Below are 25,647 nucleotides of genomic sequence, written 5' to 3'. Positions count from 1 at the left end.
GTCCAGAAAACGATACATTATACATCCTATATCATACATCAATTTACTTATCTTTGGGGTAGTTATGACAACAAAAACTGCCTCAAAAGCGGCCTTTACGGCGCCTACGCTGGAGTTCATGCGCGAACTCGTTCAAAACAACAATCGGGAGTGGTTTCATGCCAACCGGCCTCGGTACGATGCTGCCAAAGCCGAGCTTTGCGCGGTAGTGGAGCGGGTATTGGCAGGGCTTAGCCCGTTTGAACCGTTAGCCAATACCGCGGTAAAAGACTGTATTTTTCGCATCAACCGCGACATCCGATTTTCTAAAGATAAAGCGCCCTACAAATCAAATCTGGCCTTTGCAGTCGGCCCCGGCGGACGTCATTCGGGCCGGGTTGATTATTACGTACATATCCAACCGGGTAACCAATCGTTTCTGGGTGCGGGCATGTGGCAGCCGACACCCGCTAACCTCGCTAAATTTCGGCAGGAAGTGGACTATAACGCTCAGCAACTGAAGGACATCATTGAGGCCGATGAGTTCAAGACCTACTTTCCTGAAGCAGCGGGTGAGGTGATGAAAACAACACCCAAAGGCTATCCCGCCGACCACCCCGAAATCGAGTTGCTTCGGCGCAAAGAGTTATTCTTCCTGCACCGTTATACCGACAAGGAAGTTCTCAAACCCAACTTCGCCGACGAAATCGTACGCGGCAGCCGCATCATCAAACCCTACTGTGATTTACTGAATTATCTGTTTTATGATGAGAAGGAGGAGACGGTAACGTTGTAAGGGGAGTACTTCCCAATTGAATTAGCTCTAAAGTTAAAAAGGTAGCGTCAAAAAAAGTCTTACTACCGTAATAGGGATCAGTTTTGACGCTGGTAAATTTTTCTCTTGTACTGTCTTCTGTAACTTTTTTAGTGCTGTGTCATTTAGGGTTGCCGCCAACGTACAAGTATTTATGAAGAAGGGGGAATTTGGAACTCGTCCGCCCGTAACTGGTGCTGGGTTTTGTTCCAAAGTTGAGTTAATTCCAACTGTTTCATAGTATTCCGTCCGACGGTACAAATGTTGATTAATTTACTGATGTTCAATTACTTCCGTCCGCCCCCTTTTTCATAAATACTATGTTAGTGGCTGCCGCTTTCGTCTGCCCGATACTGCGTCCACATTCATAGTATTTCACTTATTTTTCATCTGCTCCTCATATAATAAAACTAAATTTGTTAACGAAACACCATTTTCATTTTTTAAATATTTTTTTGTATTTTCAATATCTTTGAATAGATGGAAATAAAATAAGGCAACAATAAAATTTAATTTTTCTTTTTGAGTGAATTGAGGCAAGGAATTAAAAACAGAAGATGCCTCATTATGCTTTAACTTCTGATTCCTGTTTTTAACAAATAAAAAGTCATACTCAAACTTCTCAGGGGTACTTTTGATTACCGAAAAATTGTCAAGTTTATTCAATGAGTCAGCGGATAACTTGAAGTAATGAAATGCACTATCAAGATTTGTTTTGTAATTGTTGTTTCCTTTTAAAAAGTAATTGGCTTTATCAAGAATAGAAATTTTATGGTGTTTAGCGTATAATTCATAAATTATATTACTTGAAAGTTTTTTATTATGCGAATTGATACTATGGATAAAATCATCATTTGATAAGGCTTCATAAAATAATTTAGCGTCTTTCTTTAAAAAAGTAGCATTATAAGGGGTAATGTTTTTTGCTATTTTACTAGAATCTAAAAGATTGAGATTGTCAGGGTTACTAAAAACTAAGGATAAAAACTCTTTACCAAATATGTAATTATCTTCAATATTTAGTCCGCAATCACTGTCTTTGTTGATGTGTTTTATTAAATTTAAAATTCGCTTTGATGGTGGTGCAAAAGCAATGTTCTTATAGTAATCATTTTCAATCTCTTCTAATAAAATCAATGGTTCGATACAAGATGAGGAACATTTAGGAAACCAAAAATCTTTAATTTTGCTCTCTTTACTGAGTTTCGAGTTCAAAGTATCTACTAACGTTTTGAATTGATTGTATGCAAATAAATCTGCTTTGTATTCAAATAAATCTAATTTTTGCCTAATTTTATCAAGTTTAGAGGCTTTGTTAGTTTTTTTAATTTTTTTAAGCAACTTTGATTTCTGCTCAACATCACCATTAATTATATGTGCCATTTCATGACTAAAAATAAAATAGTATAGCATCAAAGTTTTAAAACCTAAAAAACCAGAACTATTTTCTTTTAAATCCAAAGTATTTACTTCGATAATTGACTTAAGATTGTTGTTTAAAAAAAATTTATTTAAATCTAATCCTTTATTGATATTGTAAAAGTATTTGAAATATATCTCGTTTATTGAAGTATTTGTTGGTATGTTTAGTAGTGTACCGAATAAACTACTAATTGAGTTTTCAGAGTAATGAGTAAGAAAAGTATAGTCGTTAATTAAAGAATTAAATCCATTAGATGTTTCTATAAAATATTTTTTCTTTTCTTTGTAGCTACCAATACTTATTGAATTTTCTTCATTAGTTTTATGAGATACGGTTTTTATTTTTTCCCAATCTTCAATAGGATAAATCTTTTTAGCGAAAATTTGAAAAGCAATATAACTAGAATCTGGACTAAGCCCCCATTTTTGACAATAGGAATTATTAATAAATGTTAATAAAAAGATAATAATCAGTAAAGCTGTTCGTTTTTTTCTGCTCATTTCAATTTTTTATTTAAATTATTTAATGTACTTTCAATATCATTAGAGAAATTGACACTATTTGTTAGTTTCTCTAATGTTGTAGTTACATCCTTTACAGTTTTATTGCTTTCAGAAAATTTTTGCAAAATATTGAGATGATTTGTAACAACTTCCTTATTACATGGGTTCTGCGAAAATGCAAAAAAACTACTTTTTAAAACTTCCTGCACAAAAATATTTTGTTGATTCAACTTTTCTCTTAAAGTCGTTATTTCACTTTTGGTATTTGCCGAAACGCCACCAATATCTAAAATATTCAAATATTTCAAACTCAACTTTATATCATTTGTATGTTGTTTTACATATTCAAAATATGCTTTTTCAGGATTTTTACGAATTACGACAGGATCTGTTTTATTTTGTCCACAATAGACAATTCGGTTTGAGCAAGAAGTATTGACGATAAGTAAGAGTAAGATTGATGATACAGATAGTTTCATTTAATTATTTATAATTGATTAAAATGTGAAAAATTGTTCTGTTGAACAGAAAATGTCTTTTGAGTTTTCCTTGCGGTTGCCACTAACGGCCAGGTATTGCCGATGGTGTGGAATTAGTATTCCGTCCAGCTCGGAACTGCCGCTTGGCTTTTTACTAAAGTTAAATAATTAGAACTAATGCTTGGCTCTATTCGTCAAGCCCGAACTGAAGTACAAATGTATTACCGCTGTTGATTGATTCATTGTCCAGCCACACTATTGGCAATACCAATGTTAGCGGTTCGTTGTTTTTTCTCGCCTATGATGCCGTTTTTAATTCCTTCTCCAACTCAACTTTAAACTACTAGCTAATTATCTCCTTGTATCTCCTTAAAGTCCGTGATTGTTTTTCCATCATAACGATAAACCCCATGACCAGAGCCAAACCAAATATTTCCATCATAATCTTCTAGAATTCCAAATATCAATTGTTTATTTGTTATTTCTGTTACTGTTGGCTTTTCATTATATAAAGACTTCTCGTCATAACGAGAAAGTGTCCATGGCTTATTATACATAGCAGTTGTTGAAGAAGTCCAGATGTTTCCTTTTTTATCTTCAAGTATTGATGAAGCACCTTTCTCCGAAAACTTAGTAAATGTGCTATCGTCATAACGCCAAATACCATCATTTGCACTAAACCAAATATTGCCTTTTCTATCCTTGGTTATACCCCCAAAACCGTAAAAGGCTTTACCGTCTTTATCTCGAAGAACTGCAAATGTTTTTCCATCATAAATATAAGCCTCACCCTTTGTACTAATCCATAATTTCCCTGTTTTGTCTTCCATCATAACACCAAGGCTATTAGGTTGTCTGTCCGTAAAAGTTTTTCCTTTCCAAGCTTCATAAATGACATTTTCATCTATGATATAATTCCGAAATATTTTCCCATCGTAACAGCTTGCTCCTCCGGAAACACCGAACCAAATGTTACCTTTTTTATCTTCATAAATACTTGTAACTTCATTATTAAGTAGCCCGTTTATTGTTGTGAAATTTTTAAAAGATGTCCCATCAAAATAATAAGCACCTTCTCCAATCGTCCCGAACCAAAAATTTCCTTTGCTATCTTCTAAAATCGAAAAAAAGCGTCCCGAACTCTCTTTACTTGTAATATTAGTAAAAGACTTTCCATCATATCGGAAAATGCCATCCCATGAAGCCATCCAGATATTGCCCTTTCTATCCTGTATGACTGAGCGAACAATTGATTTAGGACCATAGGAAGTGATTGAGTTTTTGGTTTGGGACTTGATTGTATCTTTTGCTACGGTTGTTTGATTTTGTCCTTGGCTGAAGGTATTGGTATGATTGCAGCCGAAAAGCAGAAGTACAAATATTAAAGTCGTCATTTTTATTCGCTTCATTTTTAATGTATGTTCGATATCCAGGTGTCGCCTACAATGACCGCTAACTCTGTAATAGACGAAAGTTTTGTCGTACTTTTTGTATTGTTTTGTGTAATTTGAATACTTTATTGTGCTTTATCTGTCGTACTTTTTGTATTGTTTCCGATTAATTTAAGAGTGACCAACGAAGAGATGTTGTAATGTCATCTAAAAAAATGACTCTTATTTTAAGTTTAACTGGTCAAATGGGCTTATGATATTTTCCAGAGTGCGGTTACTGACATGGGTGTATCTCAGCGTTGTTTTCAGATCAGTATGGCCGAGCAATTCTTGTATCAATTTAATGTCTGGGCCACGCTCGTGTAGATGGGTGGCATAGCTATGACGCAGACTATGAAACGTGACAGGCTGTATGATTTTGGCACTATTTTTGGCCCGGTGAAATACTTGCTGTAAACTTCGGGTCGTGTATTGGCTATTTTCATATTGGCCTTCAAAAAGCCATTCCCTGGGCTTGTACACACTATAATATTTCCGTAATAAATCTAATATGCCGGGTGACAGGGATACTGTTCTATCTTTTTTTCCTTTTGCCCCCTTGATGTTAATAACCATACGTTCAGAATGAATACTCTTCAGTTTTAGATTTACTACTTCGCTTACACGCAGACCTGCTGAGTAAGCCAGAAAAAGCATCGTTTTATGTTTAAGATTAGCCAGATTTGAGAATAACTTTTCAACCTGGCTAATCGCTAATACATTAGGTAAACTAATCCGCTTCTTGGGCCTTGGAATTTCAATGAACATTTTTGCCCTTCCTGCTACCTGTTCGTAGTAAAACTTGATCGCATTGATACGGCTATGAAGTGTGTTTTCGGAGAGTTTAAACGTATTTATGCAATATAAAAAATAGCTTCTTAGTCGGTCTGGCTCCAACGAATCAACGGATATGCTTTTGAGAAGGTATAGCAACTGAGCAAACTCATTACGGTATGTCCGAATGGTACTTTCGCTGTAAGCTTTCAATTGGAGTGTTTCTATAAGTGCTTTAAAGGCTGGTTGATTTACCGGATCAATTTGAATGATTACCTCTTTGCCGGCCAACTGTGGCGCAAGCCCAAATAGCCGCCGATAATGAGGAATATCAGTAACGTACCAGGCTTTGTGTGAACGACTCCATCTGGCTCCCGATAGCTGACGGACCTGTTTGTTTAATTCATTGTTAAACTCGAAGTAAATAAAGATTACGTGCTGGCCAGCGTGCATACTCAATTCATACCTTATAGCGGTTGGCAAATGCTCGGTACCAGGTAAATTTGAGTTAGTCATCACTAGCATCGTTTATGTAATCGTACGTATTCTACTAAGAAAAATCCCTTTAGTATTGTGGTCGGTAAATAAATTAACTTGTAATGATACAAAAGAACAAAAAATAATTACAAATAAAAAGCCGCCCGGCTACTGGTTGGCACCAGCAGCCGGGCGGCTTCTATTAATCGGCAATACGTATTAGTCCACCGCTATCATCGAAACCGCTTTCGCTTCGAGCATGGTCTCACCCATCAGGTACAGGTCAGCAGCGCGGGCAGCTTCACGACCTTCTGAGATAGCCCAGACAACCAGCGATTGACCCCGACGCATATCGCCAGCGGCAAATACTTTCGGATTGGTCGTTGTCTGGTAGTTCGTCGCTTTTACGTTGCCGCGCTCGTCGTACTCAAGACCGAGGTCGTCTAGCAGGCCGTTGTGCTGCGGATGCAGGAAGCCAGCGGCCAGTAGGGCCAGTTCGCAGGGGATGTCGCGTTCCGAACCGGGTAGCTCCACCATTTGCATGCGGCCGTTCTCGTGTTTCCAGGTCAGGTCAACAATACGGAGTGCTTTCAGACTGCCGTTTTCGTCGCCAATGAATTCCTTGGTGTTGATAGACCAGTGCCGGTCACAACCTTCCTCATGCGAGGAACTGGTGCGAAGCATCATGGGCCAATTAGGCCAGGGCGTATTCTCGGCCCGGTCTTTCGGTGGCATTGGCATTAACTCAATTTGGGTTATACTGGTAGCACCATGTCGGTTTGACGTTCCGACACAGTCGGAACCTGTATCGCCACCACCAATAACAACTACGTTTTTACCCGTTGCCAGTAATTCGCCATCGCTGTACTTCTCACCCTGATGATCAACGACAACCGGAAGCTTAGCATTACGCTTGTTCTGTTGGCTCAGGAATTCCATTGCTGGATAAATTCCCTTGAGGTTACGACCCGGAATTGGCAGATCGCGCGGCACGGTGGAACCACCGGTCAGCATTACTAAATCAAAGTCATTCAGTAAATCGTTCGCCTTTACATCTACGCCAACATTAACACCTGTTTTGAAGGTTATGCCTTCAGCTTCCATCACCGCTAACCGGCGGTCGATGGTCCACTTCTCAAGTTTGAAGTCAGGGATGCCGTAACGTAACAAACCCCCAATCTGATCGGCCCGCTCAAATAGCGTAACGGTGTGGCCTGCTTTGTTAAGCTGAGCCGCAGCGGCCAGACCCGCCGGGCCAGACCCTACCACAGCTACCTGCTTACCCGTCCGTTCTTTAGGCGGCTTTGGGGTTATGTAGCCATGCTCAAAAGCGGCTTCGGCAATCGACTTTTCTATGAACTCAATAGCGACGGGCGGTTTATTGATGCCCAATACACACGAGGCTTCGCAGGGAGCCGGGCAAATACGACCCGTAAATTCCGGGAAGTTATTCGTCGAGCTCAGAATCTCGTAGGCATAGGCCCAGTTCTGTTCGTAAACCGCGTCGTTGAACTCAGGAATGATGTTTCCCAGTGGACAGCCGCTGTGGCAGAACGGTGTGCCGCAGTCCATACACCGGGCAGCCTGCCGCTGGGAGTCTTTCTCCGAGTGCGGCATCTCAATTTCCTTGTAATCGTGAATCCGCTGCTGCGGGTCGCGCTTTTTGGGTAGCTCGCGCGTAAATTCTAAAAATCCGGTAGGTTTTCCCATAGTATTTTTTACTTACCCCTGCGTCACATCTACGGTTATGTCCTGATAAACAATGCTCTTGTCGCGAATCTGATCCGCCAGCGAAATGCCCCGACCAGCAAGTGCCTGCCGGAAATCACCGGGCATTACTTTCACGAAACGACCAATTTGATTGTCCCAGTCCTGAATCAGGGCCAGTGCTACGTTGCTGGTGGTGTATTGAAAATGCTTATCAACGTATTCACGGATGATGCCCTGATCTTCGTCTGTCAGGCTTTCCAGGCTCACCATTTCACCATTTACTTTCGAGGCAAATGATCCGTCCTGATCGTACACATACGCCACACCTCCCGACATACCCGCTGCGAAGTTGCGGCCCGTTTGCCCCAGAATGATGGCAAGGCCACCCGTCATGTATTCAAGTCCGTGGTCGCCCACGCCTTCAACGACGACTTTAGCCCCGGAGTTACGAACGCAGAATCGCTCGCCCGCCATCCCCCGAATAAATGCTTCGCCCGAGGTGGCTCCATAAAACGATACGTTACCAACAATGCTGTTTTCCTCTGGTTGAAACTGCGCTGTCCGGTCAGGATACACAATCAGTTGCGCTCCACAGAGACCTTTGCCGAAGTAATCATTGGCATCGCCTTCAAGTTCGAGTTTGATACCGCTTGTGCTGAATGCGCCGAAGCTCTGCCCAGCCGTACCCCGAAGTTTAACGTGGATCGTACTATCGGGCAGTCCGGGGCCACCGTATACCTTCGAGATTTCGTTGGACAACATCGTGCCGATGCTCCGGTCAATGTTCTGCACCGTGAATTCGCCATAAACCGACTCGGCAGATGCCAGCGCAGGCTTTGCCAGTTCAATCAGTTTCCGGTCGAGTACGTCATCTAAATAGTGATTCTGTTCTTCCTGTTTGTACAGTGCCACATCCAGATTGGTTGGCTCTTTGTAAATCAGGGCATCGAGGTTCACCTTTTTGTATTTCCAGTGTGCCAGATTCTCACGCAATTCGAGCATTTGGGACTGACCAACCATTTCGTTAATGGTGCGGAAGCCTAACTCCGCCATGATCTCACGCAGTTCCATGGCCAGGAAGGTGAACATATTCACCACGTGCTCAGGCTTGCCTGTAAATAGCGCACGAAGTTCTTTATTCTGCGTTGCTACACCCACTGGGCAGGTATTCAGATGGCATTTGCGCATCATGATACAGCCCGTGGCAACCAGTGCGGCCGTGGCTACGCCAAATTCTTCGGCACCCAGTAACGCGGCAATAGCCAGGTCACGACCGGTACGCATCTGGCCATCGGCCTGAACCGTTACCCGGCCGCGTAATTTGTTTTTAACCAGTGTTTGATGCGCTTCAGCCAAACCTAATTCCCAGGGCAGACCTGCGTGACGAATCGACGACAGGGGAGAGGCTCCCGTTCCGCCATCGTGTCCCGAAATCAGGATGTGATCGGCATGGGCTTTGGCAACCCCGGCAGCAATGGTACCGACCCCGGCTTCCGATACTAATTTAACGCTGATCCGGGCGGCCCGGTTGGCGTTTTTAAGGTCGGAGATGAGCTGAGCCAAATCCTCGATCGAATAAATATCGTGGTGAGGAGGGGGCGAAATCAGGCCAACACCCGGTGTTGAGTGGCGTGTCCGACCAATCCAGTCATCTACCTTAAAGCCAGGTAACTGACCACCTTCGCCAGGCTTGGCACCCTGCGCCATCTTGATCTGTAGCTCCTGCGCATTGGTCAGGTAGTAGCTCGTTACCCCAAACCGGCCCGACGCAACCTGCTTGATGGCCGAGTTCATACTGTCGCCGTTTTCGAGCGGAGTATAGCGGAGTTCATCTTCCCCACCTTCACCGGAATTGCTCTTGCCGCCGATACGGTTCATGGCAATGGCCAGCGTGGTATGCGCTTCCCAGGAAATCGACCCAAACGACATAGCCCCCGTTGCGAACCGCTTGAAGATACTTTCAATGGGTTCAACTTCGTCGATAGGCACAGATGCTCCTTTCTTGAACTTTAACAGACCGCGCAGGGTGATGGCTTTCTGCGTCTGATCGTCAATAAGTTTCGAATATTTCTTGAAGATCGAATAATCGTTCTTCTTCGTAGACTGCTGTAATAAGTGAATCGTGTCGGGATTGAAAATGTGCTTTTCTCCCCGTTGCTTCCACTGGTAAATACCTCCCACTTCCAGACGAGGGACCGATACGGGCATATCGGGGAAAGAAACGCAATGGCGAACCAGAATTTCGTTGGCAATCTCGTCCAGACCCATACCGCCAATGCGGGATACCGTACCGGTGAAATACCGACTCACGACGTCCTGATTCAAGCCCAGGCATTCGAAAATCATGGCACCCTGATACGATTGCAGGGTAGAGATCCCCATCTTCGAGAAGATTTTGAGCAACTCGCCATTGACAGCCTTAACGTAGTTTTTGAAGAGTTTGTCGAGGTCGTAATCAACCGCCAGCAAACCCTTTTCTTTCATATTGGCAATCGTCTCGAACGCCATATACGGGTTGACGCCCGATGCACCGTACCCAATCAATGTGGCAACGTGGTGCGTTTCCCACACATCCCCGGCTTCTACTACAATCCCAACTTTGCCTCGCAAACCCTGACGAATCAGGTAGTGGTGAATGGCCGCTGTAGACAGCAGGGATGGAATAGGTGCATGGCTGGAGTCGATAGCACGGTCGGAAAGAACCAGAATCGAGTATCCATCCTGAATGGCATCTTCCGCATACCGACAGATTCGATCGAGCGCCCGTTCGAGTGAGCGACCCTGGCCATCGGCCGTAAACAAACAGTTGATCGTTTTAGCCTGGAAATTGGGCTTGTCAATAAAGCGTAATTTATCAAACTCCTTTGTTGTCAGTACAGGCTGATCTAATTCTACCTGACGGCAATGTTCCGGCGATTCACTGAGTAGATTATACGTTGCCCCTACAAATGATATCAGCGACATGATCGATCGCTCCCGAATGGAGTCAATTGGCGGGTTGGTTACCTGCGCAAACAACTGCTTGAAATAATGGCTCAGGTGTTGACTCTGCTCCGACAGTATGGCAAGCGGGATATCGATACCCATCGAACCGAGGGCCTCTTTACCGGTTTCCACCATTGGGGCCAGAATCATCCGGAGATCTTCGGATGTGAAGCCGAACGCCTGTTGCATGCGTAGCAATTTGGCGGGATCATACGGGTTATACGACCGGATCGGTGCTTCAAGATCCTGAATCTTTATTTTATTATCGGCCAGCCATTTGCTATAGGGCTTGCGGGTACAAATTTCCGCTTTGATCTCTTCGTCCGATACAATACGTCCCTGCTCCATGTCGACCAGGAACATCTTGCCAGGCTGAAGGCGCCCTTTTGACACAACAATTGCTGGATCAATATCAAGAACACCTACTTCCGAGGCCATGATTACAACATCGTCGCTGGTGACCCAGAAACGGGATGGGCGTAGTCCGTTCCGGTCGAGGGTAGCACCAACGATCCGGCCATCGGTAAAGGATATCGAGGCTGGGCCGTCCCAGGGCTCAATCAGGGCTGCGTGGTATTCGTAAAATGCTTTCCGAACGGGGTCCATGTGGTCGTTGCCGTCCCAGGCTTCGGGAACCAGCATCATCATCACATGCGGCAACGAGCGACCGCTCATGACCAACAATTCAATAGCATTATCGAGGTTAGCCGAGTCAGACTGTTTCGGATCGCAGATGGGCAATAACATGTCCATCTCGTCCTTTGTAAACTTAGCCGATTCAAGAAGCCCTTCGGCTGCTTTCATCCAGTTCACATTCCCCTTAACTGTGTTGATCTCACCATTGTGGGCAATATACCGGAAGGGTTGAGCTAGCTTCCAGGACGGGAAGGTATTCGTTGAAAAGCGCGAATGCACAACCCCAAGTGCCGAAACAACCTCTTCATTCTGAAGGTCCGGGAAATACGGCTCCAACTGAAGCGTTGTCAGTTGCCCTTTATAGGTAATTGTACGGCAAGAGAGCGACGAAAAATAAAAATGGTCGACACCCGCAATGGTTTCATTAATGATGCGCGTACTATAGTTACGAAGAATGTATAGTTTCCGCTCAAAATCTTCCGCATTGGTAACGTCGGCAGGGCGTTTAATAAACACCTGCTCCATTTGAGGTTCTGCTGAACGTGAGCCATTCCCCAGATCGCTGTTATTGACTGGTACAACCCGATAACAGAGGAGTTCAAGTCCCAGCCGTTTCATCTTCCGATTCAATACCGCCCGGCATTCTTCCCGAAGCCATACATCTTTCGGAAAATAAACCATTCCAACGCCATATTCGAGCGCAGGAGGAAGGTGAACACCTAGCTTGCGAGTTTCATCAACAAAAAACTCGTGCGGAATCTGGATGAGTAGTCCCGCGCCATCGCCGGAATTGGGTTCAGACCCAACGGCGCCCCGGTGTTCCATACGCCGAAGCATCTGGAGCGCATCCGATACAATCTGGTGAGACTTTCGACCTTTAATATGGGCTACAAAGCCGATACCGCAATTGTCGTGTTCAAACTCGGGGCGGTAGAGGCCCGCCAATTGGTCAACCTGATCAGACATGGTCGTAACAGTGTTGGATAAGGACGCTATAAATGTATTCTGATTGACAGAATCGCAAAAAATAACGTCGATTGTTAGGAAAATCTAAATTAACAGGTAGCCTGGCGTATAAACAAATCAGAAGATGTTAGCCGGGCTGACGGGCGTTTGTGACAAAGTCACGCAATATACTACTAAAAAAATTTGGCAAAAACAGCCTTTGTCGGAATATACTAGTAAACGGCTTTAATTGTGAATTTGATTATAGTTCTTCTTGAAAAATGCCAATTTGATAGACTCAATAGGGCAATGAACGTACAGAATAGGTACCCTGTTTGATCTCCTCCCGAACGGCTTTTCGGATTTTCTCCGGGCCATTAGCGACCAGACCTTCGGAACTAATTGGCTGTTCATACGAGATAAAATTATGGCCGCGTTTTGTATCACCTTGCCTGTTCCGTCAATGAATCGTTTACAGATAATAGCCGTTGGTTGCGCGAGGGTTTCAATGCATACTAAGCCCGCTAGGAGGCAGCTTAACCAATAGGATTTAAATCGGATAAGCAGGTTGGTCACAGATATAGTTACGGACATAAAGGATTGTTGAATATGGCTATTTTCGACAGGATTGTAGGATTAACAGGATGGGTGACAGAAGTCACATCCTGTTGATCCTGTCCAAAAATTAACAATGAGGAAAAGCTATTTTCTCAAAAATAGATAAAAAACGGGTAGTGAGCTTACCTGGAGGTACATAAAAAAAGCCGCTCAATTGAGCGGCTTTGCGGTTTTTGTGATCCGGCTGGGATTCGAACCCAGGACCCATACATTAAAAGTGTATTGCTCTACCAGCTGAGCTACCAGATCATTTCCCTTTCAGCAAACGTATCGTTCGTCGTTTGGGAATGCAAAAGTAGGGTTTTGTTTTTATAAGCGCAAGGGCTACCCCTATTTTTTTTTTAATTGTTGGGTGAGCTTTATGGCTTCGACCGCTTCACGGACATCATGAACACGTAGAATCAATGCCCCTTTTAGGAGGGCTACTGTGTTTAAGACGGTAGTGCCATTCAGGGCTTGATCGGCGCTGATAGCCAGTGTTTTCCAGATCGTTGTCTTTCTGGAAAAACCGACCAGTAAGGGCTCGTTGAATAGCTGAAAAGCGTCCAGTTTGTTTAGTAGTTCAAAATTTTGCGAAATTGTCTTTGCGAACCCAAACCCAGGGTCGAGAATGATATCTTTAGCCCCCAATGTTCGTAATTCAGCCAGACGTTGTGCCAATTCGTCCACGACTTCAGGAACAAGATTCTGATAGGTTGCCAATGACTGCATAGTTTGCGGAGTACCTCGCATATGCATCAATATATACGGAACCGACATGGATTGACTCAAGTCGGCAGCCGTCCTGAACATATCGGTATCGAGGGTTCCCCCCGACACGTCGTTAATGAGTACCGCTCCGGCTGAAATGGCCTTCCGGGCTACCGAAGCCCGGAAGGTATCAATTGAAATCAGTGCACTGGGGAAGTTTGCCAGAATCGCTTCTATAACAGGCAGTACACGCTCAACTTCTTCGGCTGTACTAACGGCTGCTGCGCCGGGGCGGGTCGAATAACCGCCAATATCCAGGAATGTGGCACCGTCAGCTAGCATTTGGCCGGCAAGCTCAACAGTCTGTTCCGTAGCTGATTTACCGAGGCTGACGCGACTGCCCGCAAAGAATGAATCGGGGGTGGCATTTAGAATCCCCATCACCACGGGTTCAGTCAAATCGACCAGCCGTCCCCGGCAGTTTAGGCTTTTTTTCGTAACTTTCGGCATAAAAGGTCATTAAATTGTCATCCACTGACATTGGATTGTCATTCTTCGCAAGTACAATCAATGACTGGTTAATGACGATCAATGATTATTGAATGACTATGTCCACTACAGAATCCGAATATCGGCAGGTTATCCAACGCTGCAAAGACCTCTTCCTGAAAAAGAATAAAGACTATGGTACCGCCTGGCGTATTTTACGGCTTCCCAGCATCACCGATCAGATTTTTATAAAGGCTCAGCGCATCCGCACCTTGCAGGAAACGGGCGTGAGCCGCGTAGGCGAGGGCATTGAGCCTGAGTTTGTGGGTATCATTAATTACTGCGTTATGGCCCTGATTCAGATGCAGTTAGTGCAGGACAAACGGACCGATATTCCAACCGATGAACTCGAACATCTCTATGATGGCCAAATTGGCCAGGTTATTGAGTTGTTATTTGCTAAAAACCATGATTACGGTGAAGCCTGGCGCGATATGCGCGTTAGCTCAATGACCGATATTATTTTAATGAAGCTGCTGCGTACAAAGCAAATTGAGGATAATCAGGGCAACACGCTCGTATCTGAGGGTGTTGAAGCTAATTATATGGATATGATTAACTACGCCGTTTTTTGCTTAATAAAACTGACTAATTAATGAAGAATGTATAATTCATAATGTAAAATGAAGAATTAATCTTACGCCATTTAGTAGTCATTTTACATTATGAATTATACATTCTTCATTCTTAACCTATGAACCCAACTACATCGCAACCTAAAGTTAAAACCGGCACGCCACCCATGCTGATTGCCGCTCGGATTGCCCGCATTCTTGTCGGTATTGTTTTTATATTCTCAGGTCTTATTAAACTCAACGATCCGGTTGGGACCCAGATTAAGTTTGAGGAGTACTTTGAAGTCTTTGCGCAGGATGTGCCGTTTCTTCATGATTTCTTCATGGCGCTAGTCCCATTTACACTGATTATGTCTGTGCTTTTCTGCGCAGCAGAAGTGATTCTTGGTGTGGCTTTACTCGCTTCGTACAAACCTAAAGTGACAGTCTGGCTCCTGTTTTTCCTGATCACTTTCTTTACGTTCTTAACCTTTTATTCGGCTTATTTCGACCGGGTAACCGACTGCGGTTGTTTTGGGGATGCTATTAAGCTCAAGCCCTGGACATCGTTCCTGAAGGATGTTGTGCTGACCGTACTGATCCTGTTTATTATAGGCCACCGCAACCGCCTTCGGTCCCGCAACACTGGGTGGCTGGTGGGCATTACGGTTGCTCTGACGCTTGCACTTGGTGTGTACGCCGTTCAGTTTCTACCGCCAATCGATATGCTGCCCTACGCAGTTGGGAAAAGTATTCCTGCTGGGATGAAACCTTCGGAGCCGCTTCGCTACAAGTACGTGATGGAGAAAGATGGAAAAACAACGGAGTTTGAAACCTATCCGACCGATCAGAGCTATAAGTTTAAAGAAATGGTATTGGTGAATCAGAGTGCCAAGCCCAAAATTACGGATTACCGGATCTGGAACGACGAGGGAGATTTCACTCAGCAAACGTTTGAAGGAAATAAGCTCTTTATCATTGTTAAGAATACGAAAGATATTGATGCCGGAAGCCTGCCTGCTATACGAGCTTTGGTTGAAGGGTTAAAAGGAAGCAATGTGTCTTCCTATATACTTACTTCAACTAGTGATGATGAAATCAAGGCGTTCCGGAAGGAGTTTCAATTAGAAACTGTGCCCTATTACAAAGCGGATGCTACGGTTCTGAAAACCATCATGCGATCAAACCCAGGTACCTGGCTGATGAGTAACGGCGTGGTGCGTGGTAAATGGCATTACAATTCAACTCCGGATGCGGGTGAAGTTCAGGGTTTAGTGAAGTAAGTGAACTAGGTGAAGTCAGTGCATTGAGCAATTCTGTGACTAACTGCATTTGCTTTCATCACTACACAAATCATGAAAAATATTTTCCTTATCGGTATGCCATCGTCAGGCAAGAGTACGCTTGGTAAACGTATCGCTGATGTCTTGCATTACCGGTTTATCGATACCGATAAGATCATTGTTCGGGAAGAAGGACGCTCCATTCCCGAGATTTTTGCCGAATCAGGCGAGGAATATTTTCGGGAGGTCGAACGGCGGGTTCTTCGGAATCTCAAACCGGGCGCGAATATGGTGGTGTCGACGGGGGGCGGCATGCCTTGCTATCATAATAATATGGAGTACATCAAGGCAACAGGCGTGTCTGTATTTTTAGATGTGCCTGTAGATGTGCTGGCCAGGCGGATACAGGCGCATGCTCATGAGGATCGCCCGCTGAATAATGCAAACGATCCCGAACTGCTCACCGTATTGCAAAAACGGTATGAACTCCGATTGCCTATTTACTCACAGGCTAATATCATTATTTCGGGAGAGACAACTGAGGATGAGTTGCTGCGGAGATTAGGAAAATGGCTATGATAAACGTAATAAGCGCGGGGCGTATGTACTAGAAATGGTTCACTTCTAGTACATACGCCCCGCGCTTATTATGATCAGAAAAACACACCCAGCGAAAGCATCAGGTTGGCACTACGATTGTTTGTGGCAACCGTCGGCGTATCAACACTATTAGGCAATTCGAAAGGAGAATAACCTGATTTATAAGTTAGATAAGAACCGGATAGATCAGCAAAGAAGCGGTCATTTCGTACGCCCAATCCGGCAGATAGCAGCAATTTAGAACGATCTGCTTTTGCAACCCGATCCAGATCAAGTTTGTAAGCACTGGGTAGGTAAGCTACCCCAGCCCGCAGACGAAGCAGCCCCGCCCGGATTTCAGCCCCGGCTCGCACATTAATTACGTTCTGGTATGTATCCTGAACAAACCGTCTTACATCATTTTTAAAGTCGGTGTTGTCCTGTTGATTTGTGAAGGCGGACGTACGTACCCGCATACCCTGATAATTCACGTACTCGGCCGTTGCTGTCAGGAAGCCGATTTTGCCATTTCCGATAAAGTATGTGGCTCCGCCCGACGCCCGTAAAGGTGTTTGTAATGAGTAAGTAAACTCATTAGAAGGGTCAACCACATCCACATAATTCGTTTTCAGCTGAAGATTTGGGTCTTTGGCTACTGCCGATAGGGTTTGACCAAAGACTTCATTCGCACTGCTGAACGTCGGCGTAATCAATGTAGCACCAATCTGTAACTGGGGAATTAGTTTATAAATTAAACCCAGTGAAGCATTGATGCCCGTGCCGGTTATATCCAACCGGTTTGTCTGTCCATAATTCGCAAAGGTGCGACCATTGACCGGCGTTTCCAGAAATGCAACTTCTGAGGAGTATTTCAGATGAGTCAGTGCCAACGAACCACCAATGTATAATTTGTCATCCAGGTTACCCGCATAGGCCAGTGTCCACTGTGAATGGGCACCCGAGCGGCTAATGGTTGAACGCTGGTCTTTCTGGGTTGTGGCATCATAGCGCGTATAAGGCGGACCAGAATAACTTGGCGTTGTTGTCGTGGTTGGATTAATTAAGAACAGACCATAGGCAGCAGCTTCTTTAAAATCTGCCTGACGATCATTCGGATAAAATCCATTAATTAATTCGGTCTCGCTGTACTGCGCTGCATTTGCCGAATTAATATACGTCTGGGCGATAGAGGAATTCGGGTTATTGTTTAGCCCACGTGCGTCGATATAATCGAAAAAGTTTGCGGACTGAGAATAGCCAATGCCAAACGTAGTCCGGCGCCAGCGGCTGCTACCATTATTGTTTTTACCAGGTAGAATAAGGCCAAATTGGCCAACGCTAACTTTACCACTACTGCCGGTTGTTTGTTGACCTAAAAACGTACTCTGGTTATTGGCCGACGTATACATGGGGCTCAGACTTAACTCAGACCGATTGTAGAAGGCCAAGCCAGCCGGATTACCGGATAGATTACTGGCATCGCCACCCAGGGCAGTGTGGTTTCCGCCAATACCTCTGAAACGGGCGGTGCCATTCTGGCTAAAATCAGAATAACGAAAGGCATCGTCTGCATAATCGAAGGCAGCTCCCTGACTAAAAGCCAGACGAGTTGCTACCATAAGGGCTACTGTAAAAAATGACTGCTTAATCATGTTTATAAGGCGATTGGTGGAGTGCGATATAATTATACGTATTAGAACAGATTAACGAATAAACGTTTAATCGCTATCTTATAAATACGTTAATAGCACAACACTTACAAAACGAAAATCCCCGCTAATTGTCCTAACCAGCGGGGATTTTTTATTGATAAGTTATAAAAAACTAACGTGGGCCACGTCCGCCCCCACCACTTGAATGGCTGGCACCGCCCCCACCACCACCCGAACTGGGAGCACTGTAGCTTGGCGCACTATAGCTGCGGCTTGGTGCACTGTAGCTAGGTTGGCTATAACTTGGTTGCGATTGCTGATAGCTACCCCGGCTACTCTGTTGGTACGACTGAGTTGGCTGTTGGTAACTTGGTTGATAACTACTCCGGCTACTGCCACCGTTACTGTAGCTAGAGCCACTGGTAGAGGGTGTATAACTACCTCGGTTGCTCTCGCGGGGGCGAGCGTAGTATTCGCTGGTGCCGCTGCCCGAATTGCTGTTGTACGAGGGAGCCGTTGTATTGGTACTGGTTCGGCCATTGCTGCTCGAACTGTTATCGTAGTAATAACTTCCCCGGTTACTGCCACCGCTTGGACGTGCATAATAGCCATCATTCCCGCGCGTTGTTGCGGTTGAACCGGAATTGTTAGCGCTGGCACGACCTCCATTCGGATTGTATGTACGGGCCGAGTTATCAAACGGAGTCGAGTATCGACCTGCCGACCGATCAGTTGTACGTGCATACGTGCGGGTACGGTAAGGATCAGCTCCGGTTACGTAACCATTGTTGATATACGAACCGCCATAATAGCCACCGCTGTAATAGGGTGAATAGAAGGGGCTGTAATAGCCACCAAACCCACCATACGCATAGGAGCTATAGAACGGATCATAATAAGAACCGTATCCAAAGGGCGAATAGAAGGGGCTATAGGCGTAGGAACTACCATAGAAAGGCGAGTAGAATGGACTACCAAAGCCAAACCCGAAGCTATTGTAGCCATAACCACCCAGGCCTAAACCTAGGCCAAGGCCACTGTAGAAGCCAGTGTTGTTGAAACCCCAGCGGTTCCAGCTGTAAGCCGAGGCTGTAGCTGAGTTGTACCCATTCACAAAGCCTGAGTTATAGGCATTCGTTCCGGTATCATTCCAGCCTGGATCGGCAGAAAGGCCCCGATTTAGCTTACGAGTACTTAACTCGGAGTAGTACTCATCTGTGTTGCTACTACCATTGATACCATACTGCTGATCATCGGCATAATCGGGATTGGCATTCCGGAGTGAGCGTTGTTGCTGCCGTTGCAGCGATCGGCTCGATTGCTGACCACTGTACCCATCCGACTGGCGATTACTGGCATATACTTCCGAATTACCGGAAACTCCGTACAGATCATCCACTTCACCGGTGTTCTGCGCAGTCTGACGGCTGGACGTACAACTCCAGATGCTAAGTAGGGCGGCCAACGTCAGGTAAGAATATAGTCGTTGCGTTTTCATTTGGCAAGGGAATTAAAGTAATAAAGGCTCATGTAAACTGCCATTTCAATCTATAACACAGGAATGGCTAGTTTGATTACAAAAATAGAGTAAAAACCTATCTTTGCAAGTTATCTTCTATTAGATTCCATTTTAATCAATAAGGTTTAATCCGTCTTTAAAAAAAGTCATTGATTGTCCCTGAATCATTCATGGTCATTTAGTTCTATCACGAAAAATGACCATAAATGATTCAGGGACAATCAATGGCCTATCAAAACATGGCAAAAGCGATTCCGTCCCGTAGTGAGAATTATTCCGAGTGGTATAACGAGTTAATTAAGCGAGCTGATCTAGCCGAAAATTCAGCCGTTCGGGGCTGTATGGTCATTAAACCCTACGGGTTTTCGATCTGGGAAAAAATGCAGCGAGCTCTGGATGATATGTTCAAGGAAACGGGCCATTCGAATGCATACTTTCCCCTGTTCATCCCCAAATCATTCTTAAGTAAAGAAGCCTCTCACGTAGAGGGCTTTGCCAAAGAGTGTGCTGTTGTTACGCATTACCGGCTTAAAAATGCAGAAGATGGTTCTGGTGTAATCGTTGACCCTGAGGCAAAACTGGAAGAGGAATTGATCGTTCGGCCAACGTCGGAAACGGTAATCTGGAGTACGTACAAAAACTGGATTCAGTCCTACCGGGACCTGCCTTTACTTATTAATCAGTGGGCCAATGTCGTTCGCTGGGAGATGCGGACACGGATTTTTTTGCGCACGACCGAATTCCTCTGGCAGGAGGGGCATACAGCCCATGCTACGTCTGACGAAGCAAAAGCTGAAACCCAGCAGATGCTTGATGTGTACGCGCAGTTTGCCGAAGAGTGGATGGCCTTACCGGTTGTTAAAGGCGCTAAAACAGCCAACGAACGGTTTGCCGGGGCCGAAGATACGCTCTGTATTGAAGCCATGATGCAGGATGGGAAAGCCCTTCAGGCCGGAACCTCACATTTTCTGGGCCAGAACTTTGCCAAAGCGTTCGATGTGCAATTTCTGAATAAACAGAATCAACTGGATTATGTATGGGGCACATCCTGGGGTGTTTCAACCCGATTGATGGGTGCCTTAATTATGGCCCACTCCGACGATGATGGGCTTGTTCTACCTCCCAAACTGGCGCCTATTCAGGTGGTGATCGTGCCAATTTATCGCACGGAAGAGCAATTGGAGCAGTTGTCTGCCAAAATTAAACCGTTGGTTCAGGAGTTGAAAAAGGCAGGAATTTCGGTAAAGTTCGATGATTCAGATGCGAATAAACCAGGCTGGAAATTCGCTGAGTACGAGTTACGGGGTGTTCCCGTTCGGCTGGCTATGGGCGGACGTGATCTGGAAAACGGAACGGTTGAAATTGCCCGTCGTGATCTGAAAAGTAAGGAAACGGTCCCCTTCGATGGATTGACTGAGCGTATTAAAGCGTTGCTGGATGATATTCAGGCTACGATTTATGCAAAGGCCAAAGCGTTCCGTCAGGATAATACGTTTAAGGTCGATACGTTTGAGCAGTTTCAGGAGCAAATCGAGAAAGGAGGATTTTTGATGGCCCACTGGGATGGCACTTCCGAAACCGAAGAAGCCATCAAAGAAGCAACTAAAGCCACTATTCGCTGCATTCCCTTCGATCAGGAAGCCGAAGAAGGAACGTGCGTCTATTCAGGTAAACCCTCGAAAGGGCGTGTGGTGTTTGCGCGGGCTTATTGATAGTAGCAGGTAAACAGTGGTCAGGTATAGTCTGATAAAGTCAAGGGTTGGTAGTTCATAAACTCAACCTTGCTCATTCCAGACTATACCTGACTATTTTTAATTAATACAAATGAACCTGTAAATTCTACAATCCATTCATCGGCTGAAATGGGCTATCTGCCGATATTTTCTGGGCTTCGGTCTATTGCGTTTTTGGGAGTGAATGAACTACTGTTGTTTTGAGTAATCAAACAACAATTTTGGAGGTAGAGGTAATACCTGTGTTGGCGTTCCCCTCGTCTGTGTTGTTTGTTTAAACCCCAAACGTATACCTATGAATACCAGACGTTCGTTTCTTTGCGACGCCGGAGCGTTGACCCTCGGTGGTCTTGTTTTACCCCAACTTGTTCAGGCCGACGCCTTATTTCCCGCCCTGGCTCCCCGCCCAATCGGGCTACAGTTGTTTACGCTGTTTCGGCCCATGAGCGATGATCCAAAAGGAACCCTTGAAAAAGTGGCTGCCGTAGGCTACAAAGAAGTTGAATCGGCATTTAGTTTGAAGGGAGGCTATTACGGCTATACGGCAAAAGAATTTAAAAAAGTAGTTGAAGATCTGGGCATGACCTGGAGGGCTCACCATGCAGGGGGCGCGCCCTTTAAGCCACGACCAACACCGCCCGCCAGCACGACTGGAACCGCCGGTGGAGGGCAGGCACCTGCCGGAGCCAACCCACGTCCAGCTATGGATTTTTCAAAGATGCCACCCATGCTCAATCTGCGGGACAACTATCAGCAATTGGTTGATGAAGCGGGTGAAGGCGGATTGACGTATTTAGTTTGTGCCAGTACGCCTGTGGCTACACTCGATGAGATTCAGAAGTCGATTGAGGTGTTCCAGAAAACGGGTGAAGCCTGTAAAAAAGCCGGTATTGGATTTGCCTATCATAACCACGCCACCGAATTCGATGCCGTTGAAGGGGGCAAGACACCTTATGATTTAATCCTCTCGCAAACAGACAAAGATCTGGTTAAGATGGAGTTAGATCTGGCTTGGGCCGTGAAAGCGGGTAAAGATCCCGTGAAATTGTTTAAAGAGCATCCGGGCCGTTTCCCCCTCTGGCATACTAAAGACATCAAATCCGACCTGAAAACGATTACGGAAGTAGGAAACGGAGTTGTTGATTTCAAAAGTGCGTTTGCTGCTGCTAAGCTAGCTGGCCTAAAATACTTCTTTGTGGAGCAGGACATGGCGGCTCAACCTATTGAGAGCATCACGACTAGTTACACGTATCTGAAAAAATTACCGGCCTAACTCAGTCGATATGATACTACCAAAACGTATTCCTAAAAAAAGGGCTTTCCTGCGGCATCTGCCCTTGTCAATAGCATTGCATACGGTACTGGTGCTTGGATTGGCATCCTTCGTGGTGCAGGATGACTCCCCGTCGCAAAAGCCTGATGATAGCCGATTTACGCCCGTAATCGTGGCTGATGATCTCGATGAACCCATGACATTCGACGTACTGAAAGACGGTACTGCCTACATCATTGAGCGGAAAGGAGGCTTCAAAAAATATGATCCAGTTACTAAAACGGTTGAGCTGATCGCTACGATTCCGGTCAATACGAAATACACATCGGCAGAAGGTAGAGTGTCTGAAGCAGAGGAAGGCTTAATGGGGTTGAGCCTCGATCCGAACTTCGAGAAAAACCATTGGGTGTATTTGTACTATGCACACCCAACCGAGAAAAAACATATTCTGACCCGTTGGGATCTGATTAACGACAAGCTGGTCGAGAAATCGGAGAAAGTGTTAATCGAAGTGCCAACCCAGCGCGAAGTTTGCTGCCATACAGGTGGGGGTATGACCTGGGACCGGGCGGGTAATCTGTACCTGACCGTAGGGAACAATACCGGTAACCAGCAGGCCGCACAAACCGACGAGCGCCCCGGTCGTAGTAGCTGGGACGATCAGGGACATGCTGGAAACACAGATGATCTACGCGGTAAAATTCTTCGTATTCACCCCGAAGCGAATGGTACGTATACCGTTCCCGAGGGGAACCTGTTTCCAAAGGGAACCACTAAGACTCGCCCAGAGATTTACTCGATGGGACATCGGAATGCCTGGCGAATTTCAATCGACAGCAAGACTGGCTACGTCTACTGGGGCGAAGTTGGTCCGGATGCCACCTCCGATTCGGAGATTGGCCCCCGCGGTTATGACGAGTTGAACCAGGCCCGCAAGCCGGGTAATTTTGGCTGGCCCTGGTTTGTAGGCAACATGCAGGCATTTCCGGTGTATGATTATGGGGAGAAGAAGCCGCTGGAGAAAAAAGATCCGAACAAGCCGATTAATAATTCACCCAACAATACGGGTCTGAAAGAATTACCACCGGTTGCTCCTTCGTTTATTTATTACCCATATGGCGTGTCGGAGGAGTTTCCTTTGGTGGGAACCGGATCGCGTTCTGCCACGGGTGGGCCGGTTTATCACCAGTCCGATTTCAAAGGAGCTAAACGACCCTGGCCTGCGTATTACGAGAACAAATGGATCATTACTGACTTCTCGCGGGGCTGGATTATGGCCGTTACAATGGATGCAGAGGGTAACTATAAATCCATGGAGCGCGTATTGCCAAACTACCATCCCGTTGAGCCAATTGATATGAAGTTTGGCCCCGACGGTGATCTCTATACACTGGAGTACGGCAGCAACTGGTTTCGTAAAAGCGACAACGCCAAGCTGGTTCGGATTGAATATAACGGCGGTAACCGAAAACCAATTGTCGAAGCTTCGACTAGTAAAAAAGGGGGAACCATACCACTTAAGCTAACACTGTTAGCCAACGGAACTAAGGATTTTGATGGTGATAAACTTACCTATCAGTGGAAAGTAACGGCTCCCGGAGTTGCACCAAAGGTGTTTAATATTGCCGATCCGGCCGTTAGTTTTGATAAGGCAGGCGTGTATACCGCTACGTTGACGGTGACGGATGCGAAGGGAGCATCCAATAGTAAATCGGTGAAGATCATTGCCGGGAATGAGCCGCCCGAAGTAGCGATGAATCTGACCAGCAATAAAACGTTTTTCTTTCCTAACCAACCAATTCGGTACGCAGTGAATGTGGATGATAAGGAGGACGGAACTCTGAGCAGCGGTAAAATTACACCCGAAAAAGTGGCAGTAAGTATTGACTACACCTCAGAAGGTTTCGATTATGCCGAAGTCATGCAAAGCCAGCGGAGCGTTGATGCATCCACGCAATATGCTGTGGCTCAAACCCTTATTAGTCAGAGCGATTGCAAAGTTTGCCATCAGGTCAATACTAAATCGGTTGGGCCGATGTTTACCGCAATTGCAACCAAATACAAAGGCAATGCTAGTGCAACGAATCAGTTAGTCAAGAAAATTCGCAATGGGGGCGTGGGTGTATGGGGCGATGTGGCCATGCCTGGGCACCCGGCTATGTCAGAGGCCGATGCTGAGGTAATTGTGAAATACATTCTGAATGTGAATGAGAAGACCTTTAGCTCGTTGCCCATGCAAGGGAGTTATAGCGTGAGATTGCCTGAAGGAGACAATGGGCAGGGCTCCGTACTGGTGCGGGCTGCCTATACAGACCGGGGTGCCAAAACTGTTCCAACACAAACCTCCGAACGAATGATTGTATTGCATAGTCCGCAAATGAATGCGTCGGATGCCGCAGTTGTACACGGAGCTGAATTGAAAGCACGGGGTATGGGGAAAGGCATGAACGTAATTCCCTACGCGAATAGTTATATTGGTTTTCATCGGTTAGATCTGACGGGCATTAAGCAGTTAGACTTTGGTGCCTCCGCTCAACGACGCGAAGGCAGCGCTGGTGGTACGATTGAAGCCCATTTAAATTCGCCTACTGGCCCACTCATTGGCGAAGCAACTGTTGAATTAGCGCCCGAGGTTGATATGGCAAAACTTATGGCGCAGATGGAATCCGCTACGCCACCCGCCAGTACGACCGCAACACCAGGCGCAGCTCCGGCAGCACCAACGCCTAATCGGTTCAGGAGACCAGCGCCCTCTGTGAAGATGGCTCTTAAAGATACTGAAGGGATTCATGACGTTTATTTCGTTTTTAAAAACGATAAAGCGAAGTCGATTCAACCGCTTATGACCCTGGCGGGGATCAAGTTTATGGAAGCCATGAGTCAATAGTCTGTAGGTTTGCGATTTGAAGTTACTTGAAATGCCTATTGTGTACGCTTCAGGTAACTTCAAATCGTTAACTATTAACACAAATTGGTGTAAACTTTTAAGGTCAGGATCGAGTTGGTAAAAATTAACGCAAAAGCAAACTCTTGTCGGAAGTT

Annotated in this window: 16 protein-coding genes and 1 tRNA gene; 7 read left to right on the top strand and 10 right to left on the bottom strand. The window is 45.4% G+C overall.

The features are described from left to right. Positions 1–64: 64 nt before the first annotated feature. A complete protein-coding gene (locus EXU85_RS17135; protein WP_142773253.1) occupies positions 65–775 on the top strand; it encodes a DUF2461 domain-containing protein in 711 nt (236 codons plus the stop codon). Positions 776–1,168: 393 nt separating this feature from the next. Here EXU85_RS17135 and EXU85_RS17130 read toward each other — a convergent pair whose 3' ends face one another. The 8 genes from EXU85_RS17130 to folP form a co-directional block, all read right to left on the bottom strand. Then, positions 1,169–2,716, bottom strand: a complete 1,548-nt coding sequence (locus tag EXU85_RS17130) for a hypothetical protein (RefSeq protein ID WP_142773252.1) — start codon at positions 2,714–2,716, stop codon at positions 1,169–1,171. Beyond that, positions 2,713–3,198, bottom strand: a complete 486-nt coding sequence (locus EXU85_RS17125; RefSeq protein ID WP_142773251.1) for a hypothetical protein — start codon at positions 3,196–3,198, stop codon at positions 2,713–2,715. Before EXU85_RS17125 ends, EXU85_RS17130 begins: the two co-directional genes overlap by 4 nt. Before the next feature lie 347 nt (positions 3,199–3,545). Beyond that, positions 3,546–4,607 (bottom strand): two-component regulator propeller domain-containing protein, encoded by a 1,062-nt coding sequence (locus EXU85_RS17120; protein ID WP_210422475.1) that lies wholly within the window; start codon positions 4,605–4,607, stop codon positions 3,546–3,548. 204 nt (positions 4,608–4,811) lie between these two features. After that, positions 4,812–5,918 carry a tyrosine-type recombinase/integrase gene (locus EXU85_RS17115; protein ID WP_142773250.1) on the bottom strand — a complete coding sequence of 369 codons (1,107 nt, stop codon included), beginning with the start codon at positions 5,916–5,918 and terminating at the stop codon, positions 4,812–4,814. 180 nt (positions 5,919–6,098) lie between these two features. Further along, entirely contained in the window at positions 6,099–7,589 is a 1,491-nt protein-coding gene (locus tag EXU85_RS17110; RefSeq protein ID WP_142773249.1) for a glutamate synthase subunit beta, read from the bottom strand. Positions 7,590–7,601: 12 nt separating this feature from the next. Then, positions 7,602–12,176, bottom strand: a complete 4,575-nt coding sequence (gene gltB / locus EXU85_RS17105) for a glutamate synthase large subunit (protein ID WP_142773248.1) — start codon at positions 12,174–12,176, stop codon at positions 7,602–7,604. A gap of 773 nt (positions 12,177–12,949) precedes the next feature. After that, positions 12,950–13,022, bottom strand: a tRNA-Lys gene (locus EXU85_RS17100). Between the two features lie 81 nt (positions 13,023–13,103). After that, the gene (folP, locus tag EXU85_RS17095) at positions 13,104–13,973 is read right to left on the bottom strand and encodes a dihydropteroate synthase (protein ID WP_142773247.1); all 870 of its coding nucleotides are present in this window, start codon (positions 13,971–13,973) and stop codon (positions 13,104–13,106) included. Between the two features lie 98 nt (positions 13,974–14,071). Between folP and EXU85_RS17090 the strand changes: the two genes are divergently transcribed. The 3 genes from EXU85_RS17090 (at position 14,072) to EXU85_RS17080 (ending at position 16,428) form a co-directional block, all read left to right on the top strand. Beyond that, positions 14,072–14,608: a DUF1599 domain-containing protein gene (locus EXU85_RS17090; protein ID WP_142773246.1), complete on the top strand. Its 537-nt coding sequence runs from the start codon at positions 14,072–14,074 to the stop codon at positions 14,606–14,608. Positions 14,609–14,706: 98 nt separating this feature from the next. Then, a complete protein-coding gene (locus EXU85_RS17085) occupies positions 14,707–15,849 on the top strand; it encodes a BT_3928 family protein (protein ID WP_142773245.1) in 1,143 nt (380 codons plus the stop codon). 72 nt (positions 15,850–15,921) lie between these two features. Next, positions 15,922–16,428 carry a shikimate kinase gene (locus tag EXU85_RS17080; RefSeq protein ID WP_142773244.1) on the top strand — a complete coding sequence of 169 codons (507 nt, stop codon included), beginning with the start codon at positions 15,922–15,924 and terminating at the stop codon, positions 16,426–16,428. A 74-nt stretch (positions 16,429–16,502) separates the two neighbouring features. Here EXU85_RS17080 and EXU85_RS17075 read toward each other — a convergent pair whose 3' ends face one another. Then, positions 16,503–18,080: a hypothetical protein gene (locus EXU85_RS17075; RefSeq protein WP_142773243.1), complete on the bottom strand. Its 1,578-nt coding sequence runs from the start codon at positions 18,078–18,080 to the stop codon at positions 16,503–16,505. A gap of 172 nt (positions 18,081–18,252) precedes the next feature. Beyond that, a complete protein-coding gene (locus tag EXU85_RS17070) occupies positions 18,253–19,578 on the bottom strand; it encodes a hypothetical protein (protein WP_142773242.1) in 1,326 nt (441 codons plus the stop codon). A 260-nt stretch (positions 19,579–19,838) separates the two neighbouring features. Here EXU85_RS17070 and proS point away from each other — a divergent pair, with 260 nt between their 5' ends. The 3 genes from proS to EXU85_RS17055 all read left to right on the top strand — a co-directional run bounded on the left by proS (position 19,839) and on the right by EXU85_RS17055 (position 25,492). Then, entirely contained in the window at positions 19,839–21,311 is a 1,473-nt protein-coding gene (proS, locus tag EXU85_RS17065) for a proline--tRNA ligase (protein WP_142776743.1), read from the top strand. Between the two features lie 316 nt (positions 21,312–21,627). Then, positions 21,628–22,605, top strand: coding sequence for a sugar phosphate isomerase/epimerase (locus tag EXU85_RS17060; RefSeq protein WP_142773241.1), 978 nt, complete (start codon positions 21,628–21,630; stop codon positions 22,603–22,605). A 10-nt stretch (positions 22,606–22,615) separates the two neighbouring features. Next, complete coding sequence (locus EXU85_RS17055) at positions 22,616–25,492, top strand: PQQ-dependent sugar dehydrogenase (RefSeq protein ID WP_142773240.1); 2,877 nt, start codon at positions 22,616–22,618, stop codon at positions 25,490–25,492. The last annotated feature ends 155 nt before the right edge of the window (positions 25,493–25,647 follow it).

Source organism: Spirosoma sp. KCTC 42546 (assembly GCF_006965485.1).
In the GTDB taxonomy this organism is placed as follows: Bacteria; Bacteroidota; Bacteroidia; order Cytophagales; family Spirosomataceae; genus Spirosoma.
The sequence above is the reverse complement of the archived record's forward strand: the minus strand, read 5'-3'. Positions and strand labels throughout refer to the sequence as shown.

Bases quoted from the DNA above. Each gene is read 5' to 3' on its own strand.
- EXU85_RS17135 (WP_142773253.1), top strand. From the start codon at position 65: ATGACAACAAAAACTGCCTCAAAAGCGGCCTTTACGGCGCCTACGCTG.
- EXU85_RS17130 (WP_142773252.1), bottom strand. From the start codon at position 2,716: ATGAGCAGAAAAAAACGAACAGCTTTACTGATTATTATCTTTTTATTA.
- EXU85_RS17125 (WP_142773251.1), bottom strand. From the start codon at position 3,198: ATGAAACTATCTGTATCATCAATCTTACTCTTACTTATCGTCAATACT.
- EXU85_RS17120 (WP_210422475.1), bottom strand. From the start codon at position 4,607: ATGAAGCGAATAAAAATGACGACTTTAATATTTGTACTTCTGCTTTTC.
- EXU85_RS17115 (WP_142773250.1), bottom strand. From the start codon at position 5,918: ATGACTAACTCAAATTTACCTGGTACCGAGCATTTGCCAACCGCTATA.
- EXU85_RS17110 (WP_142773249.1), bottom strand. From the start codon at position 7,589: ATGGGAAAACCTACCGGATTTTTAGAATTTACGCGCGAGCTACCCAAA.
- gltB (WP_142773248.1), bottom strand. From the start codon at position 12,176: ATGTCTGATCAGGTTGACCAATTGGCGGGCCTCTACCGCCCCGAGTTT.
- folP (WP_142773247.1), bottom strand. From the start codon at position 13,973: ATGCCGAAAGTTACGAAAAAAAGCCTAAACTGCCGGGGACGGCTGGTC.
- EXU85_RS17090 (WP_142773246.1), top strand. From the start codon at position 14,072: ATGTCCACTACAGAATCCGAATATCGGCAGGTTATCCAACGCTGCAAA.
- EXU85_RS17085 (WP_142773245.1), top strand. From the start codon at position 14,707: ATGAACCCAACTACATCGCAACCTAAAGTTAAAACCGGCACGCCACCC.
- EXU85_RS17080 (WP_142773244.1), top strand. From the start codon at position 15,922: ATGAAAAATATTTTCCTTATCGGTATGCCATCGTCAGGCAAGAGTACG.
- EXU85_RS17075 (WP_142773243.1), bottom strand. From the start codon at position 18,080: ATGATTAAGCAGTCATTTTTTACAGTAGCCCTTATGGTAGCAACTCGT.
- EXU85_RS17070 (WP_142773242.1), bottom strand. From the start codon at position 19,578: ATGAAAACGCAACGACTATATTCTTACCTGACGTTGGCCGCCCTACTT.
- proS (WP_142776743.1), top strand. From the start codon at position 19,839: ATGGCAAAAGCGATTCCGTCCCGTAGTGAGAATTATTCCGAGTGGTAT.
- EXU85_RS17060 (WP_142773241.1), top strand. From the start codon at position 21,628: ATGAATACCAGACGTTCGTTTCTTTGCGACGCCGGAGCGTTGACCCTC.
- EXU85_RS17055 (WP_142773240.1), top strand. From the start codon at position 22,616: ATGATACTACCAAAACGTATTCCTAAAAAAAGGGCTTTCCTGCGGCAT.